This is a genomic window from Paenibacillus sp. Dod16 (assembly GCF_049893405.1).
Taxonomy (GTDB): domain Bacteria; phylum Bacillota; class Bacilli; order Paenibacillales; family Paenibacillaceae; genus Paenibacillus_AQ.
Map to the genome: position 1 here is coordinate 220,415 of NZ_JBNDYG010000028.1, position 17,652 is coordinate 238,066.

16 protein-coding genes are annotated in these 17,652 nt (G+C 50.5%); 2 read left to right on the forward strand and 14 right to left on the reverse strand.

Going from position 1 to position 17,652, the window contains the following annotated elements; all coding sequences use genetic code 11:
• Positions 1–69 precede the first annotated feature (69 nt).
• The 10 genes from ACPV3A_RS20530 to ACPV3A_RS20575 form a co-directional block, all read right to left on the reverse strand.
• A complete protein-coding gene (locus ACPV3A_RS20530) occupies positions 70–1,038 on the reverse strand; it encodes an ABC transporter permease (RefSeq protein ID WP_071220346.1) in 969 nt (322 codons plus the stop codon).
• 34 nt (positions 1,039–1,072) lie between these two features.
• A complete protein-coding gene (locus ACPV3A_RS20535) occupies positions 1,073–2,572 on the reverse strand; it encodes a sugar ABC transporter ATP-binding protein (RefSeq protein WP_426200873.1) in 1,500 nt (499 codons plus the stop codon).
• 133 nt (positions 2,573–2,705) lie between these two features.
• Positions 2,706–3,686 carry a substrate-binding domain-containing protein gene (locus tag ACPV3A_RS20540; protein ID WP_194543376.1) on the reverse strand — a complete coding sequence of 327 codons (981 nt, stop codon included), beginning with the start codon at positions 3,684–3,686 and terminating at the stop codon, positions 2,706–2,708.
• Positions 3,683–5,479, reverse strand: coding sequence for a cache domain-containing sensor histidine kinase (locus ACPV3A_RS20545; RefSeq protein ID WP_426200875.1), 1,797 nt, complete (start codon positions 5,477–5,479; stop codon positions 3,683–3,685). The genes ACPV3A_RS20540 and ACPV3A_RS20545 overlap by 4 nt, the downstream gene beginning before the upstream one ends.
• Positions 5,476–7,095: a response regulator gene (locus ACPV3A_RS20550; protein ID WP_220684736.1), complete on the reverse strand. Its 1,620-nt coding sequence runs from the start codon at positions 7,093–7,095 to the stop codon at positions 5,476–5,478. The genes ACPV3A_RS20545 and ACPV3A_RS20550 overlap by 4 nt, the downstream gene beginning before the upstream one ends.
• A 119-nt stretch (positions 7,096–7,214) precedes the next feature.
• Positions 7,215–7,757 carry an NADPH-dependent FMN reductase gene (locus ACPV3A_RS20555; protein WP_426200878.1) on the reverse strand — a complete coding sequence of 181 codons (543 nt, stop codon included), beginning with the start codon at positions 7,755–7,757 and terminating at the stop codon, positions 7,215–7,217.
• A 103-nt stretch (positions 7,758–7,860) separates the two neighbouring features.
• On the reverse strand, positions 7,861–9,573 hold the full coding sequence (locus tag ACPV3A_RS20560) for a VOC family protein (RefSeq protein ID WP_426200880.1): 1,713 nt from the start codon (positions 9,571–9,573) through the stop codon (positions 7,861–7,863).
• Positions 9,570–10,130, reverse strand: a complete 561-nt coding sequence (locus ACPV3A_RS20565; RefSeq protein ID WP_220684734.1) for an NADPH-dependent FMN reductase — start codon at positions 10,128–10,130, stop codon at positions 9,570–9,572. Before ACPV3A_RS20565 ends, ACPV3A_RS20560 begins: the two co-directional genes overlap by 4 nt.
• A 179-nt stretch (positions 10,131–10,309) precedes the next feature.
• Complete coding sequence (locus tag ACPV3A_RS20570) at positions 10,310–10,975, reverse strand: response regulator (RefSeq protein WP_220684733.1); 666 nt, start codon at positions 10,973–10,975, stop codon at positions 10,310–10,312.
• Complete coding sequence (locus ACPV3A_RS20575) at positions 10,953–12,671, reverse strand: GAF domain-containing sensor histidine kinase (protein ID WP_426200882.1); 1,719 nt, start codon at positions 12,669–12,671, stop codon at positions 10,953–10,955. The genes ACPV3A_RS20570 and ACPV3A_RS20575 overlap by 23 nt, the downstream gene beginning before the upstream one ends.
• A gap of 439 nt (positions 12,672–13,110) precedes the next feature.
• Here ACPV3A_RS20575 and ACPV3A_RS20580 point away from each other — a divergent pair, with 439 nt between their 5' ends.
• The gene (locus ACPV3A_RS20580; protein ID WP_006211013.1) at positions 13,111–13,392 is read left to right on the forward strand and encodes a CD3324 family protein; all 282 of its coding nucleotides are present in this window, start codon (positions 13,111–13,113) and stop codon (positions 13,390–13,392) included.
• Between the two features lie 143 nt (positions 13,393–13,535).
• Here the strand turns inward: ACPV3A_RS20580 and ACPV3A_RS20585 are convergent, their stop codons facing one another.
• The 3 genes from ACPV3A_RS20585 to ACPV3A_RS20595 all read right to left on the reverse strand — a co-directional run bounded on the left by ACPV3A_RS20585 (position 13,536) and on the right by ACPV3A_RS20595 (position 16,306).
• Positions 13,536–14,072 (reverse strand): hypothetical protein, encoded by a 537-nt coding sequence (locus tag ACPV3A_RS20585; RefSeq protein WP_426200884.1) that lies wholly within the window; start codon positions 14,070–14,072, stop codon positions 13,536–13,538.
• A 20-nt stretch (positions 14,073–14,092) separates the two neighbouring features.
• Positions 14,093–15,589, reverse strand: a complete 1,497-nt coding sequence (locus tag ACPV3A_RS20590) for an amidase family protein (protein WP_426200886.1) — start codon at positions 15,587–15,589, stop codon at positions 14,093–14,095.
• Between the two features lie 303 nt (positions 15,590–15,892).
• Entirely contained in the window at positions 15,893–16,306 is a 414-nt protein-coding gene (locus ACPV3A_RS20595) for a DUF4183 domain-containing protein (RefSeq protein WP_194543385.1), read from the reverse strand.
• 447 nt (positions 16,307–16,753) lie between these two features.
• Here ACPV3A_RS20595 and ACPV3A_RS20600 point away from each other — a divergent pair, with 447 nt between their 5' ends.
• Complete coding sequence (locus ACPV3A_RS20600; RefSeq protein ID WP_426200888.1) at positions 16,754–17,305, forward strand: DUF4183 domain-containing protein; 552 nt, start codon at positions 16,754–16,756, stop codon at positions 17,303–17,305.
• Positions 17,306–17,540: 235 nt separating this feature from the next.
• On the opposite strand, the gene ACPV3A_RS20605 is transcribed toward ACPV3A_RS20600, so the two are convergent.
• The coding region (locus tag ACPV3A_RS20605; protein ID WP_426199875.1) for an IS3 family transposase at positions 17,541–17,652 on the reverse strand (112 nt) is incomplete at its 5' end.

Consider the following 17,652-nt stretch of genomic DNA (forward strand, 5'->3'; position numbering starts at 1 on the left):
AGGAAGCTTCTATCCAGATTAAGCTAGCACACGGCTAACCGAGCGCGGATCGCAGTTCTAGCAGAGGACTTACGCTTTGCGTCTGCGCAAAATATCCGCATACACCGCGAGTATAATGACAAATCCTACGACAACGGTTTGCCACTCCTGCGGCACGGACAGAATACGTAATCCATTCGTCAGCACGCTCATGATCAATGCGCCGATGACCGTGCCGATGATGGTACCCTTCCCGCCGCTGAGCGAAGTCCCCCCGATTACGACCGCCGCGATGGCTTCCAGCTCATAACCGGCCCCCAGCGCCGGGTTCGCCGAGTTCAGCCTCGATGCCATCATGACACCCGCCAAACCGGTAAAGGCGCCGGTTAAGGTGTAAATGACGATTTTCCAGAATCCCACATTAACACCCGACAATCGGGTCGCCTCTTCGTTGCTGCCTAGCGCAAAGTTATACCGGCCGATGATGGTCTTCGATAAGATGAGGTAGCCCACAACCGCCGCGATGAAGAAAATAACGACCGCATTCGGAATATCGAGGCCCGGTATCAGCCAGCCCAGCACGCTGCCTTGGGACACCTCGGCAAAGCTTTCGGCGTCGTTGAAATAGACCGGCTTGGCACCGGAGATAATCAGTGCCAGTCCTTTAGCGATCATCATCATCGCCAGCGTTGCGATGAAAGGCGGGATCTTCATCTTCGCCACCGCCGTACCGGATAGAAGCCCGCATAGAGCGCCCGTCAATATCCCCCCAAGAATGCCGACCGGAACCGGCAATCCCCAGAAGGTGATGCAGACGCCGGTCATAACGCCGCTAAGTGTCATGACCGTTCCGACAGACAGATCAATGCCGCCGGTAATGATGACAAAGGTAGATCCTAGGGCAAGAACGCCGATCACCGCGGTCGAGAGAAGAATGCCCACGATATTGGAGAATTGAAAGAAATTGCTGGATGAGAATGTAAAGAATAGTATGAGAACAACCAAGCTGGCTAAGGCCAGCACTTGCTGAAGTGCGCCCGATTTGATTTGAATGTTCATCTGTTTACTCCTCCTAACGTGTATGGATAACGGCTTACTTCCTTGCTGTAGCCAGATGCATAATGCTTTCTTGGGTCGCCTCTGCTTGATCCAGCTCGCCCGTAATCCGGCCTTCACACATCACGAGAACCCGATGACTCATCCGTAAAATTTCAGGCAGCTCTGAGGAGATCATGATGATCGATTTACCCTGTGCCGTAAGATCGTTCAGCAGGCGATAGATTTCGCTCTTGGCCCCTACATCGATCCCGCGCGTCGGTTCATCGAAGATCAGAATGTCGCAATCTCGGGTCAGCCATTTGCCGATAACGACTTTCTGCTGATTACCGCCGGAGAGGAATTTGACCTCTTGGTCCACATGCGGTGTTTTGACCTTCAATCGTTCGACCATATCCTCCGCTTGCTTGCGAATCCTGGTCGTATTCATCCAGCCGGCTGGGCCCAGGAAGTTACGGTATGAGGCGATAGCCACATTGCTCTTCACATCCAGATCGACGACACATCCATAGCGCTTGCGATCCTCGGATAAATAACCGATCCCTTGGCGCACCGCATCATGGGGGCCCTTGATCGTTATCTTGCGGCCATGAACATGAATCTCGCCGGATTGTATGCGGTCGGCACCAAAGATCGCTCGGGCAAGCTCTGTCCGCCCCGCACCAACCAGGCCTGCAATGCCAAGGATTTCTCCCTTTTTCAGAGTGAAGTTAATGTCCTTCAAAGTTCGGCCTTGATTCAGTCCTTTAACCTCCAATACCGTCTCACGTTCACCTGCGCTCTTCTCCGGTTTCGAGGTCTCGTAGATCTGACGGCCAACCATTTTGGAAATAATGTCCTGTGTGGTGACTTCATCCGTTGAAACCGTATCGATATACTGTCCGTCACGCATCACCGTAATGCGATCCGTAATTCGCTTGATCTCATCCATCCGATGGGAAATGTAAACGATTCCAACTCCGCCTTCTCGAAGCTGACGAATGATGCGGAACAAATCCTCAATCTCGGTTTCGCTTAAAGCTGCAGTAGGCTCATCCATGACCAGCACGTCGGCGTTATAAGACAATGCCTTGGCAATCTCCACCATCTGCTGCTTGGCAACCGTTAGTTCCGAAACCTTGATGGATGGATCCATGTCCAGCCCCATCCGCTCGAACAGTTCCTTCACCTGCCGATTTAGCGCCTGATTGTCCAGAAACAACTTGAGCTTTCTGCGCGGCTCCCGCCCGATGAATATGTTCTGAGCAACCGTCAGATCAGGCGCCAAGTTCAGTTCCTGATGGATCATGCTGATCCCGGCGTCTTGAGCCGCTTTCGGATTCGTTAACTCTACGGGCTGCCCTTTGTACCTGATCGTACCTTCGTCCTTCTGGTATACGCCGGTCAATATTTTCATCATCGTTGACTTGCCGGCGCCGTTCTCACCCATTAGCGCATGGACTTCACCGCGCAGCAGCTCGAATCGGCAATGATTTAATGCAAGCACGCCCGGAAATTCCTTCGTGATTCCTTCCATTTGTATCAATACTTCGCTCAAAGACCCTCACCTCTCTAGCTGGCACCATTTATGAATCATTGTACAAATCGGTCTCCGATGGAGGAATGGAATATTCTCTGATCCATGTTGAATAATCTATGATCTTAACAGGCTCCCCCCATAAAGGAAGAAGCTACTCTTCCACAAAGGGAAAGAGCAGCTTCTGGTTCTCCTCGGTATACATATTGTCTTTGTTGATGACAACGGAATCGGTGTACACGTTGCGTAACACCTTGTCTCCTTCGATGATGGATATGGCTGTTTTGATGCCCAAATAGCCGATGTTGAAGGGCTTCTGAACAATGGTGGATTGAAGAACCCCCTCTTCGAGCAGCTTGACTTCCTTCACCGAGCTGTCGAATCCGACCAGCTTAACCTTGCCCGCCAGCCCCAGTTCTCGGATCGCTCTTCCTGCCCCGACTGTAGAAGGCTCATTCAGCCCCACGATTCCATTCAGGTCAGGCCTTTCCAACAGCAGTTTCTTCGTGATGTCATAGGCACGCTCCTCCTTGCCCTCGCTGTAGTAAGTGCCCACGATTTCCGTGCCGCTGCGCTGCTCCAGAATGCTTCGAACCCCTTGTTCCCTTTCGATCTGCGTCGAGGCCCCCCGTACGAAACTGATAATGGCGACCTCCGCATTTGCGGAGAGCAACGAAGAAAGCTCCTTGCCCGCCTTCTGTCCGGCATTCACATTGTCGGTCGCGATCAAGCTCTGCGCGTAATCGCCGTTCACCGCGGAATCAATCATGATAAGCGGAATGTCAGCCTTGCGAATGGACTCCGCTACAGGAACTAGGCGGTTATAATCACCTGCTGCCATAACAATCGCATCCGGCTTCTGCTTGATGGCTTCCTCCAGCAATTGAATCTGCAAGTCTACTTCGATTTCCTGAGTCGGTCCTACCACCGAGACATCCACACCGAATTCACGAGAAGCCGTGTTCACCCCTTCAATCAGTACACGCCAGAATTCAATCTCATCCAGCGCTTTAACACCCACGATGATCCTCTTGGGTCCGGGTTCTTCCTTGGACCACTGAAGGGCGATATAACCCAGGATGAATACCGGAATCAGCAGCAGTAAAACATATCGCAGTCTCATGTACGACTTCATGGCACATCCCCCTCCATGCTCCGCCATTCATCCGGATGAACGGCCGGAATAAGCACCGTGACGTTTGTCCCCGCTCCGGGCTCGCTCGTATAGCGAAGACCATATTCCGCTCCAAAATATAACTGAATCCGCTGATGGACATTCGCTATCCCAACGCTGTTTCTCGAATGTTGGCTCCCTGTAGAGATTAATAATGTCTCAACCTTGGACCGATCCATGCCGATGCCGTCATCCATGACTTGAAACCGAATCCGATCATCCTGAAGTCTCCCCGTAATCGTGATCGTGCCCGGCCCTTCCTTGTTCTTGATGCCATGATAAATGGCATTCTCCACCAGAGGCTGCAGCAGCACCTTCAACGTCAGATAAGGATAAAGCTCGCGGTCCATATCCAGAGTAAACCGGATTTTATCCTGGTATCGCATTTGTTGTATTTTTAAATAATTCGTTATATGTTCCACCTCGGTAGCAATCGGGATCATTTCCCTCCCTTTGCTGAGCGAAGCTCGAAACAGCCTTGCTAGAGCCGATGTCATCAGAATCACCTCATCATGCTTCTTGCTCTCGGCCATCCATATAATGGAATCCAGCGTATTGTAGAGGAAATGGGGATTGATTTGGGCTTGCAGGGCATTCAATTCGCTTTTCCTCTTAATTTCCTGTTCTATCACGATCTGGTCCATCAATTCCTTGACCTTCAGCACCATCACATTGAAGCTGCGGGCCAAGCCGGAGATTTCCCTGGAATGCCCCACAGGAACCCGGATATCGAAATTTCCCTTCTCCACTTCCATCATCTTTTCCTGGAGCTTCTTGATGGGACGCGTGAGGTTGCGCGAGATAACGACGGAGAACAGCACCCCGACGCCAAGGCATAACAACCCCGCTATAGCAAAAGAAAGCTGCATCTGCTTCTTATTGTCCACCAGCTCATTCTCGTAAAAAACGCCGACGATTTTCCAGCCGAAATCCGTGTCCTTGATGCTGTAAATCCGGCTTGCTCCGCCCTCCTTCACGACAAAACCTCCTTGCTTGTCCTGAAGCACCTGCTCTAATCTCTCCGTCTTCAAATTGCTGTAGAGCAGCTGCTGCTGCGGGTGATACACAATCCGGCCTTGACGGTCAATCACGAACACGTAACCCCGGTTCCCCAGATCGAGCTTGCTGAGCATATCGTTAATCACCTTGAAGTTGAGATCGATCAACAGGATGCCGAGCCCGTTAGAAGAGTTCACGCCGCTAAGCTCGCGGCTTAGTGATACAACCCAGCGGTACTCTCCCTTAATAACCGGCTGTACATGCGACGAGGAGATCACTGTCTGTCCCTTGTTTTCCTTCGCCTGCCGATACCAGGGCTGCTCCGATAACACAATATAAGGATTCAATTCAGCGTCCGCCCGATCGGAGATAAAGGTGCCGCCGGCTCCAAAAATGTTAATCGACGCAATATCTTTGCGCGAAACCCGAATCGAGTGGAAATATTCCGATATCTTCGCTTTCAACATAGCCAGTTCCGCAGGCTGCAGTTCATCTGCCGAGGCGAGGTATTCCCTCACGTTCGGGTTGTTCATCGTCGCCAGCGAGATGTCCTTCATCCCGGTGATGTAAGTTTGGATATTCGCATTCACTTGATTGATCAGCTCGGAGGTATAACTCTCCGCCGTTTCGCGAACAGCCGATTCGGACAGCCGGTAGGAGATGAAGATCAACAGCAGCGCCGTAAATAATACAAGCATCATGAATGAGCTGGCAATGCGGGACTGAATGCTTTTGATCCGCTGCGGAGCCATCATGGCCTTACCCCGCCTGACGTCATTTTATTCCGGTACTCCGTCGGGGTATCTCCGGTATGTTTCTTAAACAGCACGCTAAAATATTGAGGATCCTGATAACCGGTTTTCGCCGCTATTTCATAAGTTTTCAACAAGGAATGCTTCAGAAGTTCCTTCGCTTTCTCCATGCGGACTTCCGTTACGTATTCAACGAAGGTCTTCCCGGTATGCGACTTGAACAAGGCGCTGAAATAACTCGTGCTCATGAAGATCCGGCTGCATACGGTCTTAATCGATAACTCGGCATCCTCATAATGCTGCTGGATGAAATCGACCGCCTCCAGCATCTGGGTGCGGGTAATATCCTTTCTCGCCTTGGCAACATCCCTTAACGCCTGCTCGCACACCTCGTTTAACCAGCGTTCGATCTCCTCCAAGGACCGAAAAGAATACAGATCGGACAGCAGCCTCTTCTCCTTGCCGATCAGCTCGTTTCCATTGCTGCCGATTTCCATCAAAGTTTGAAGCACGGCAAGCATGACCCGAAGAACCCGCACGTAACAGAGCTCGATTGAAATTGAAGCGCTTCCAAGTTCACTGATCAGCCGCCGGATGCACGCCTTTACCTCTAAGTCCGTACCGGCCCGAATTGCGGAGATTAGCGCTGACTCGGTTTCAATCCCATCCTGGAGAGGAGCGTCCCCCCGCTTTTCAAGATCCGTGATATGAACCACCTGATCGCGGCCGATCAGGAGCCGGTATTCCAGTGCAGCTTCCGAAGCCCTGCAGGAATAACGGATATCCTGAAGCTCGCGGCAAATCGTTCCGATGCCGAGCGTGACCGTGAATTTCATGAACTGCTTTGTAGATCCGCGAATGTCCTCCGCCAGCTCCTGCGCCCGAGCGTGCAGCTCCTCCTCGCCGGAGCCCGACAGGATGGTCATAACTTTGTTCTCCTTGTACCTAAAAATAGCTGTACCGGGCTCACCTGCCAAAATCTCCTGCATGATATTGTATAAAGCAAATGCATACAGCTCATTATCGACATGCTGTTCATCCGTACGAAGCTCATCCATATCCGCTGCCATCGCGATATAAAGCGGCCCCGGAAGCCGGATATCAAAATATGCAAGCTTGCTCTCGATCTCGGATCGCTTCATCGGTGACGACGCCAGACGTTCAAGAAATCGTTCCTTAAGCAGAACCAAACTCTCATTCAACTGTTGCTTGAGCCTTTTCAGGTGCTCCGTATGTCCGCGCTCCTCATCCATTTCCAGCTTGAGTTTACCAAGCATCTCCCTTAACTCCGCTGACGTAACCGGTTTCAAAATAAAATCCGTGACTTGCAGCTTCACCGCCTGCTGGGCATATTCGAAATCGTCAAACCCGGTAAGGATGATGATCTTTGTCTTGGGAAAACGTTCCGTAATATGGCGTGACAACTCCAGGCCATCCATGTACGGCATGTTGATATCCGTTAACACCACATCGGGTTGATGGCGGGTTACAGCCTCCAGTGCATCCCTGCCGTTCTCACAATCCCCGATGCACTCAAAGCCATGATCTGCCCACTGAATCCGGTTTCGGATTCCTTCTCTTACAATCGGTTCGTCGTCCACAATAAGAATCGTATACAATCAAAGCCTCCCCCGTTCAAAAGCAATTCCCATTTGCTTAGGTTATATCGTGTTACGAGGTCAATATACAGGAAAAGCCCTTTGGCAGGCAACTGCCAAAGGGCTCCATGAGTTTATATTTAATTACGGGTGTTCATCCACGTAATGAAATTGTTCACCACGATATCAAGAAAACCGATTGTCGGCTCATGAATCAGCTTGCCGGACTCATCCAGCTTCTCATGTACCGCCCCGATGTATACCTCATTGTTAGGGAGCAGCGGCGAAGTAATACCGACAGAAAACAGAATATCCCGGAGATGCTCCTGAGCTCTCACCGTTCCAAGCTGTCCCATCGACACCCCCATGATCCATGAAGGCTTCCCGTTCATAACCTTATCAACGCGCGATAACCAATCAAGCGCGTTCTTGAGCACGCCCGGTATGGAGTAATTATACTCCGGCGTGATCCACAACACCGCATCAGCGGCAGCAATCCGCTCCTTGAAATCCTTGACGGCCGCAGGAGGGTCCAGCTCAATGTCTTGATCGTAAAACGGAAGATCGCGCAGCCCCAAAATTTCAAACGTGATCTGATCCGAGTAGCGCTGCTTCAAATATTCCGCCAGTTTCATATTGTACGACTCTTTTCTAATGCTTCCTACTACGATTGCTACTTTCATGATACCCTCCAGTTCTATGCTTTCTGCGCACATTTCATTCCATTTTTTACAACTAATATTCAGCCTAACACCATATTTTACCAATGTCAAAATATCGTTTGTTCTACTTCATCAACGAGAGCAGTTTACACACATTGCGCTCCATGTCTTCTCTCTGTTCAGGCGGTACATATTGGAGCAGAGCCAGTGCGGCATAAGGCACTTTGATGGCATGCGGATCTTCATACCGTTTGCTCCAATAGGCTGAACCCGTAATCGACGCACCTTCGGCAGCTTCAACTCCCTGAGTCGAAAGCGCTTGTGGCTTTAAACGGTTGAGTTTCATTTGCAGCCGGTGATTGCTTTGACCAAGCTTGGCAAGCTGAGCGTATCCGAGCCGCTCCAGCTCAATGAGCGCGTGTGCGTGGGTAACGCCATGCTCAAGCTCACCGGCAAAAAAATAATATTTGCCATCAACGTGCTGATCCGGCAGCACGAGTTCCAGCTCGGAAAGTGCACGGCGTGCTAAATCGAATGCATTCCGGTACGGCGGTATTTGCGAAAGTGAGATTTCCTCGAGATCCAGCTGCGTATAATCCTCAATGCCATAATACCTAGCAAGCTTGTGTTCTACTGCTGCATCTTCCATCAGCTTGAGAATGCCTCGCACGACAGACGGCGTCAGTAAGTCCGGTCGGTCCCGTAATGCTTTCAGTCCCAAGACGGCCAGGGTTACCCCGTGTCCGGAGGTACTCAGATTCGTCAGGTTAGGCAGCAGTCCTTCAATGAGTTGATTCATTAATTCAGGCTGCGCAGGCTCGGGAGGGTAGGGTTCAAACCAATCTTCATGCTGACTACGCAAATGCAGGCAATTGGCGGCCAGGCCCTGCAGTACATCTTGCGGCAAATCAAACTCCTTCTGCATGTAATAAGCCGCCAAATACGCACCGCCAACATGTCCTTCAAACCAGCCAACCTCGCCGCCGCGGCTCAAGGCCGTAAGACCATCCTCCAAATACCGGTCACTAATGACCGAATTCACCTCCTTCCCTTCGATTGCACTCGGCAGATTCAGCCTGGCTGCAATGTCTTTGGGCAAGCTTGTTATTTTCATTCGGATGCTGTAACCATACATTCTAAAATGCAAACCATCCTCGTTATCCGAAACCATCATCCGCCGATCCAGAGTGGAGCGAACCCGGTCCAGAAACCGTTCGTCCGTTACTCCGTAAGTGATCTCCAAGGATGGTGGCAGCGCATTCATGGCGATCGGAATCCATTTGCGCTTTGTTGATACAACAACGGCATGAGCCGTTCCTCCAATGGCAAAAGCGAATTGCTCCGACTCCTTGGCGATCGTTAATCCGAGCGTCCGCTTCATCCATAATCTTGCGGCTACCGGATCCTCCACAGGCAATCCCACCTCCCGCAAGTACAGGATGCCATAGGTGCCGTTCGGCGCAAGCACCCCTTCCTTCAGATCTTCATGCGCGATAAACTCAAGCAAATTCCCATCGCCATCCTTGAAGTATACGTTCACGCCGGAATCAAAGCGCTCAACCACTTCACCGTCAGGCCATTTCAACAAAGGTAGCTGCTCTGCAAGCTTCTGGACCATGGATTCAAACTGCGAATAAGGCACTTCAAACGCGATATGAGCAGGAGCTATAGGTTCATACGCTTCTTCAAAAGCGAGCGTGAAATCCGGTGTAGGCTGAAATACGATCTCCACCTCGCTTTCACTGGCTACCGGGAAATGAAGTAACCCGTGGTAGAATTGTTTCACACCCTGAATGGATACCGTCTTTAATTTCAGACCGGCAAAATGAGTGATCATGAGATCTCAACCTCCTCTTTACCGCTGATCTTCTTGACCAGTTCCATAAAGATGGACAGCGCCTCTTTAGCCCGATAATCCAGTACAATCGTGCCTTTTGCCGCTTCGGATTCGTATATGGTTCGCTGAGAACCTCCAATGGATATCCATTCCGGACTATTGATCCCGTGCAAATTACGGATGGTTGCCTGCATTTGCTGTAGTGAACTCACGCCGACCGCTCCTCCCGCAGAGCTTACCGAAAGAACCGGTTTACCTGAGAAATGCATCTGTCCCAAATGATCCAATGCGTTCTTCAAGACTCCGCTCATCCCTCCGTGGTACTCTGGTGTCGTCAAAATAATGCCATCCGCCTCCATCAACAGACGCTGCAGCTCGCGCACGCCATCATGGCGGTTGAATATCTCGTCTGGTGAATAGAACGGAAGCGGTGTTTCATACAGGTTAAACAGCTTCACTTCCACGAACAACGTATTCATTTGCGCTTCCAGGGCTTTGGCCAGAACGGTACTTGTGGCTTCCTTGCGATTGCTGCCAGCTATAATCACGATTTTCATAGTACTTCCTCCCTTATGGGTATCTAAGGTTTTGTTAAGTACATTGTAGAGGAGGCAAGCCATGGAAATCGTCAACAATTAGAGTGATTTTACAAGCAAAAGCTCTCATGCCTTCGGCTGAGAGCTTCTACAACTATAGTCTTAGATATGATCATTATGTACGGCAAATACAGCAATCCTTATACGATGCCATGCTTGAGCGCATAAATGGCCGCCTGAGTCCGGTCGGCAACCCCCAGCTTATCGAGCAGATGGCTGACATGGGTTTTAACTGTTTTCTCGGTAATGTAAAGCGCTTCGCTGATTTCCCTGTTGTTCATGCCCGATGCAATCAGCTGCAGTACTTCCTGCTCCCGGCGGGTAAGTTTATCCACCTGCGCAGTCTCTTCCTGATGGCCGGACCCGCCGGTCTCATCCGTCCCCGCCGGTGAAGTAACATGCGTCATGAGCAGCCCTGCCGCATCCGGATGCAGTTCAACTTGGCCTTCATACACGCGTCTGATCGCAGCCACCAGATCCTCAGGCTCAATATCCTTAAGGAGATAGCCGCGTGCGCCCGCCCGAATGGCTGGCAGCACATGGTCATAATCGATAAACGAGGTCAGCACGATGACTTTAATATGAGGCTGTTCTTTTTTTAACCGTGCGGTCGTATCGATTCCATTGAGAATCGGCATATTCAGATCCATTAACACGACATCGGGATTCAGCTGATTGGCCTTCTCTAACGTTTCATCGCCATTCGCGGCTTCGCCAACCATCTCGATATCCGGCTGCGTAGCCAGAAAAACCTGCAATCCCCGTCGTACCATGGCATGATCGTCAGCGATCAACAATCGGATCATCGGTGATCCCCCCATTCTCTATTGATCTCACCCTTAAGGGCAGCGAAACCTCAATAATGGTTCCCTCTCTGTACACACTGTATAGACGGAATTGTCCTCCGAGCGATTCCGCCCGTTCCCGCATGCTGGACAACCCAATCGAATGTCTTGTCAGCTCGTTCAATCGTTGCTTGGAAATCCCGCGGCCATGATCTTCGATCCTGAGCTCAACTTCATTTTCCCGCGGGGTTAATACGACCGTTACTTCCTTCGTATCCGCATGCTTGCTTACATTATTCAGCGCCTCTTGACCGATCCTCCACAATGTTTCTTCCACGATCCGGGGCAGGTCCCGTATCCCGTTGATATGTGAGCTTACATGAAGTTTCAATCGTTCACCGTATTGTTTCAGGCCTGTCATAAGCCCTTCTTCAAGTCCGGGTGGGCGAAGCTGCATGATCAGCTCCCGCATTTCCTTAAGCGCGCTTTGCGACAGGACCTGTATATCATGGATGGTGTCCTGCAGCATACTTGTCTGCTCATGCGGCTCTGCGGCAAGCATTCCCCGCACTCCCTTGGACATCATGACCAGCGAGAACAGGGTTTGGCTTACCGAGTCGTGCAGGTCCCGGGCGAGACGATTTCGTTCATCCATTCTTGCGAGCTCCCGCCGGTTTTCCTCCAGACGGATGCGTTGAAGGGTCATGCCGATATGTTCAGCCAGTGCCTCGATCACCTCGATATCTGCCCGGTACGAATCGCCGTAATGATCGAACCCTACTAAAAGCAGTCCAAATGAGGTGTCCCCGGCAGCCGCCAGCGGAACCGCAACCGCTCGGGAGATGGAGGATATCCATCCCTGTTCAACCAAAAGATCTGCAAGCCGCTGTGCGTCTTCTGCACTGACCGGGTGCGAATTGACCTCTCCCTTGCCAGAACGGGTTCGTGCGGCTTCAGCAAGCGGAAATTTGGCATGGGGCAGCGTCGTCTGCCCTCTGCTGTAGAGGGCACGCAGCGTCACTTCGCTGCCGATAGGCTCCAGCAATGCGGCAACCGGCCAGTCAAAGTAACGGCCCATTAAACTCATGACTTGCTTCGTTAATTCAGCCCGGTTAACCACTTGGGAAGCATAAGCACCGAGTGCGCTGCTATATTCCCCAAGCCGGGCAAACAAATCCGCTCGGCGCTGCTCGGCTGCGTATAGCCGCATGCGCTCAATGGCGCTGCCGATTTGGTAGGCAACCGATTCGAGCAGCGCCAGTTCCTCTTTGGTGAAATGCAGCTTCCCGGGTGCAGCCACATTTAGTACGCCGAACCTGCGGCTGCCGGATCGCAGCGGAACGGTTGCATGGTGGGTTATGCCTTCCGTATCCCCCCACTGGTAACGAACGGCGTTATCCAGACGTTTGCAATTCAATATGTTCACGGCATTTTTCAGACGTCCGTCATCGTAACGCTCCAGGCACCAGCAGCTGCCGCATCTCATAGGTTCGTTGTCGTTCCGGCTCAGGGCAGGCGGCAAATTCCGGCTGGCTACGAATTCATGCGTTCCCCGATCTTCCACCAGGAACAGCCAACCGGTCGTAAGTCCGGTCAGCTCCAGCAGCTTGGCAATAACAACGTCCAGCATGGGGCCAAGCTCATTGGACTCGTTCAATGTTTCTGCGATCGTCTTCAGCGTAATTAACTCCTGAATATGCGGATCGTGATTGGACATACACGAAAGCTCCTTCTTTTTTGCATTCTGAAGTAACTATATTATATAATCCTGTCACGTACCATCAAAATGCCTATGGAACCCTTCGGACGTTTCTCAATTCATTCACCCCATGAATTTTGGTAAAAAACAATTAATATTGTTTTATCTCTTGCAAATCCCCACCTACATATGGCTTAATATAGAAGTCGGGGCCGACGAAATGAGCTGAAAGGAGGCTGATTGCAATGATTCAGATCCGTGAGGTGGTATTCGCGTAAAGCGAATATCCGTTTAAATAGGAGCCCGCTGCGGGCTCCCTATATCTATTTTTAAATCCAATAATTCAAAAAATCCAAAAAAACCAATATCACGAAAGGAGGAGGGCAAGCATGATCAATGCAATTGTTTTGAAACTCAGCGATAGCTTAAATATGTATACAGAAAGAGGAGGGCATCGATGGGCCATTACAAGAACGGAAGAGAAGTGCTTCCCCCCGAGCTGCTGCAGCAAATTCAACAGTATATAGATGGAGAATTACTCTACATACCGAAACAGAGCGAGCAAAGAGCCGGCTGGGGAGAGTTAAGCGGTTCCAAACAACGCATCGAAAGTCGAAATAAAGAAATGTATCGCGCTTATTGCAAAGGACGGTCCATTGAGGAATTGGAACGGACCTACTTCCTGTCTGGAGAAAGCGTGCGCAAGATCATAAGTAAACTTACCCGCGTAGGGACCTGAATCGATGAGATTTAACGGTCTGCTCACGGATTAACATAGGACTGTTCCCTTGGGGCGCAGTCCTTTCCATTTTATATGAACGATACCACATAACAGAAAATGCCCGACTGTAGACGAATCTACAGTCGGGCATTTGTTATACCCTAACGTTCTTCCCGCTTCTCCCCTGCAACATCCCAACGATGGCGAAATTTCTCCAATCGCGGGTGCAGATACGGCGGCTCGGACAAGAGGATTAGCCTCAGCTTCACAATCCATTCCTCGAAGGAGGAAAAGGAGGCAAACGCATTTGCCATCTCAGGTGTCAGAACAAGAAAATAGGGACTTCCGTATTTCTCTGCCAGATGACGAAGCGCGGTATCGATCGGCGTGTATTTTTTTCGTTTCGACTCGAAGGGTTCAATCACAACCGATGCTCCTGCATGATCTTCGATCCATTCCTGAAGCCGTTTCTCCCGTTTGTAATAAGGGCTGACCGGTTCCTTGAACATCCGCTTCGCTGTCTCTTCATGCAGCGGATACAACACCAATTTTACAAATGACCGTTCTTCTAAAATGGCAGCGGCCTGCTCCAAATCCTCCTGAACCTGCTCGAAGAGGTCGTAGAATATTAAGGTTCCTTTGGTTGTCGGCTTTGGGGGCTCGTAACCGTAAGGAACATACTCCAAATTGCGCGGCATGATGGAACTTCACCTCTCTCTTACTCTGATGACGGGGATGAAAGTCTCGGTGGTACGCGATGCTGGGTAGCCTGCTCAAAGCCGTAGGCTAATTGGATCAGGACGGGCTCGCTATATGCCGTCCCGATGAACGTAATGCCCTGTGGCCCCTTCGTAATATATCCTCCCGGCGCAATGACGCCATTCTCGGCATAGCCGCCGGGAACGGTTACCGATGGATACCCTGCCCGGGCAGCCAAATCCGGTCCATATTCATTACCCAGAAACAGCAGGGCGTCCAGCTGATACGCCTGCAAAACATGGTCAATCCCTCTCGCTCCCGCCATTTCTTTATTCTTCTGCTTGCTCTTAAGATACTCTGTTTCGGTCAGCGTGCCGCTCGTTTCCTCGGCCCAGATCAATGTGCCCTGTCCATATTTCAAGGCAACCTCAGCGTGTGCCGCATTATAAGCGATAACCTCGGCCAACGAATGAACAGGCAGAGACGCATCTACGTTCGCCAAATAATCATTGACATATTTTTTGAACTCATAGCGAAGGACATTGGCGTCCCACTTGGTAACCTGGCAAGGCAGCTCCACCGGATCAATTATGGTAGCTCCTTGATTCCGCAGCACTTCAATGGCGGATTCTACAATATCTAGTCTATCCCGATCCAAGTGCTTATAGTAGTATCGGGGAATCCCGATTCGGGCTTTCTTCAAATACCTCGAATCCAGATACTCCGTGTAGTCCTCCACCCTTTTTGGAGGATCGATCTGGGTCACTTCGTCCAGATCATCAGCTCCCGCGATCGCGCTAAGCAGAATCGCTGCATCTTCCACCGTTCTGGTCATTGGACCTGCCGTATCCTGTGTGTGAGTGATAGGGATGATACCTGAACGGCTTACCAGTCCAATCGTCGGCTTAATGCCAACCAGGCTGTTCTGGCTGGAAGGACTGATAATCGAACCTGATGTTTCCGTCCCGATGGCCGCTGCGGCCAAATTCGCCGCCACCGCAGCACCGGAGCCTGAGCTTGAACCTCCAACAAACATTTTCCCTGGACCGTATGGGTTTAATGTAAGTCCGTTTCTTGATGAATATCCTGCCCACATGGTCGGGGACATAAAGTTCGCCCATTCGGTCATGTTACTCTTGCCCAAAATAACAGCACCCGCCTTACGCAGCTTCGCAGCAACAAAGGAATCTTTGGCAGCAAACGAATCCGCAAGGGTGATAGAGCCGGCACTCGTATGCAGCCGATCTCCGGTGTCGATATTGTCCTTAAGCAGGATGGGAATTCCATGAAGCAATCCTCTTGCACCCTGGTCCTTGCGCTCCCGATCCAGCTCCTCGGCAATTTCCAGCGCTTCAGGGTTTACCTCAAGAACCGAGCGGAGAATTCCATCATATAACCCGATCCGCTCCAAATATAGTTGAACCAGGTCTACTGAAGTCATCCAACCCTCAGTCATCGCATGCTGCATATCCGAAATGGTTGCTTCCACAATCCATGCTTTTTTATCCATGATCATATATAGTCCCCCAGACTTTCTTATCTTTCTGAACTTGCGGTAGATGGTGGGGATTAATGTTTCATATTTTAGCCTCCAAACGTTTCAGGTTCCTATATGTAATTCGGGATATAGGAACAAAATCCCTCTTATTGGCATAAACCCGCTCGGCACCTGAATGGCTCATTTCGCCTGATTCTGTTTGCACTCATCTAATCGCCAACAAAAACGCAAAAGCAGATCAAGAATGACCTCTTGATCCGCTCTTTGAATGAAAAAGATTGCCCTAATCTTATTGATCAGGGCAACCCCTATCCTTAACGTTTAACTGATGATCGTAATGACCGGAGCCGATATTGTCGGCTGTGTCGTGATCGCAGAAGCTGTGTTCGTAAAACTAGCGATTTCTAGTAAAACAGGTATCCCCGCCGGAACATCCGTCGTATCGAGTACCAAGCTGGCGGTTGTTAATGTCGACAAGGCAAGTTGTTGAAGCATGCCGTTTATATACACATTAAAGTATTCTGAACCTGTCAACGCGGGGAATGCTGTCACGGCTGCTTCGGCATCATCGACAAAACTCGTTGCCGGCATGGTAATGGAGTCTGCTCCGATCATAGCTTCGGTAATCAGCGCAAAGTAACGGGTTACCGTTGGCGTTACCGTTGTGGTGATCGTTCCCCCGGTTGCAACGGGGGGCGTTGCGACAGCAGTAATAATAGGTTTGATAACTGGCATGTAATCACTCCTCTCTGCAGCAAGATAACAAAAAGTATGGCTGAGCCATAATATCATTAAATGATAGATTTCTAGTTTTGACCCTGGCATCCTCCCAATTATAGTAAAAACTTAACAGAAAACTACCAGCGTACCGGTCAATATATCATTGAAGAAAGGACAAATGTCCATTCCACTCCCCTTCCGATGACATAATCTAAATACATACATTCATCCGGGGCGGTGATAAGACTGAAAACTCCCGTGATTAAACGGAAGCGGTATCCAATAATAAAATCCCCTAGGCATCACAGACGCAGAAACCTCAAGAAGCGCAAATGTAAACGTGTCGTATCACCTAGCAATAGAAAAAGGATCCGACCGCGCAAGACCGGATCATCCGATTATCCGACCATCATCCCATCTGAATTGTCACAACGGGTAAGGAGCTCAGAGGGATTACAGGGATTGCCTGGTCAGCCAGGCAATCCGGGGCTCCAAGGTGATCAAGGCATTCAAGGGCCTCCAGGCGTGCCAGGTCTTCCGGGCTCCGACGGAGCATCCGGCATTCCGGGTCAGACGGGCGTCCAAGGGCTGCCAGGTATTCAAGGCATTCCCGGTGAGCAAGGCATCCCAGGTCCTCAAGGTCCTCCGGGCCCTCCCGGGCCCCCTGGTCCACAGGGCATCCAAGGATTACCGGGAAGCGTGATAGTGCCGGAGATCATTGTACTGCCGACCACGCTTCGTTTTTTTTATGTATTGTTGTCCGAGGTTAATCTGGATGCTCCCTTCGCCATATCTGCCCAGCAATTTACGGATGATGACGGAATTCCATTTCAGAGCATCGAGGTCGGTCCGAACACCACCTCAACGGTTTATATCAACGGCATGATTCAGGAAGGCCGAATCTACACCATCACCCCGGAGGCACTGACTTTGTATTCTCCCGGCGATGTGCTTCTGGCCGGAACGCCGATCTTGCTGGAGGTGCTGTATCTCACCGTTCAGGTGGTGGCTTGAACGTTGTGCAAAGGACTCGCTGCCCGCTGGGTAGGAAGCATGGTTCACGAAAAAGACATCTGCCGCAAGGGAGATGTCTCTTTCTCAGCATCTTAATCTTCGGACCGGCTCATGCCAAGCATCTTAATGTCTGCACCTCAACAAGCAACAGATTCTGCGGTGATTTAATGAAGTGTTTGAGTAATCAAAACCACCCGTATTGAACTGACCCCATAAAGTTAGACATATTATTTTATTAGGCAATTTGTTGGGCATGAGTTCGGTACTGTACCGGACTCATGCCTTTTAGTTTTGCTTTAATTCGCTTGTGATTGTAATAATCGATATATGTAGAAAGTTCTTGTTTA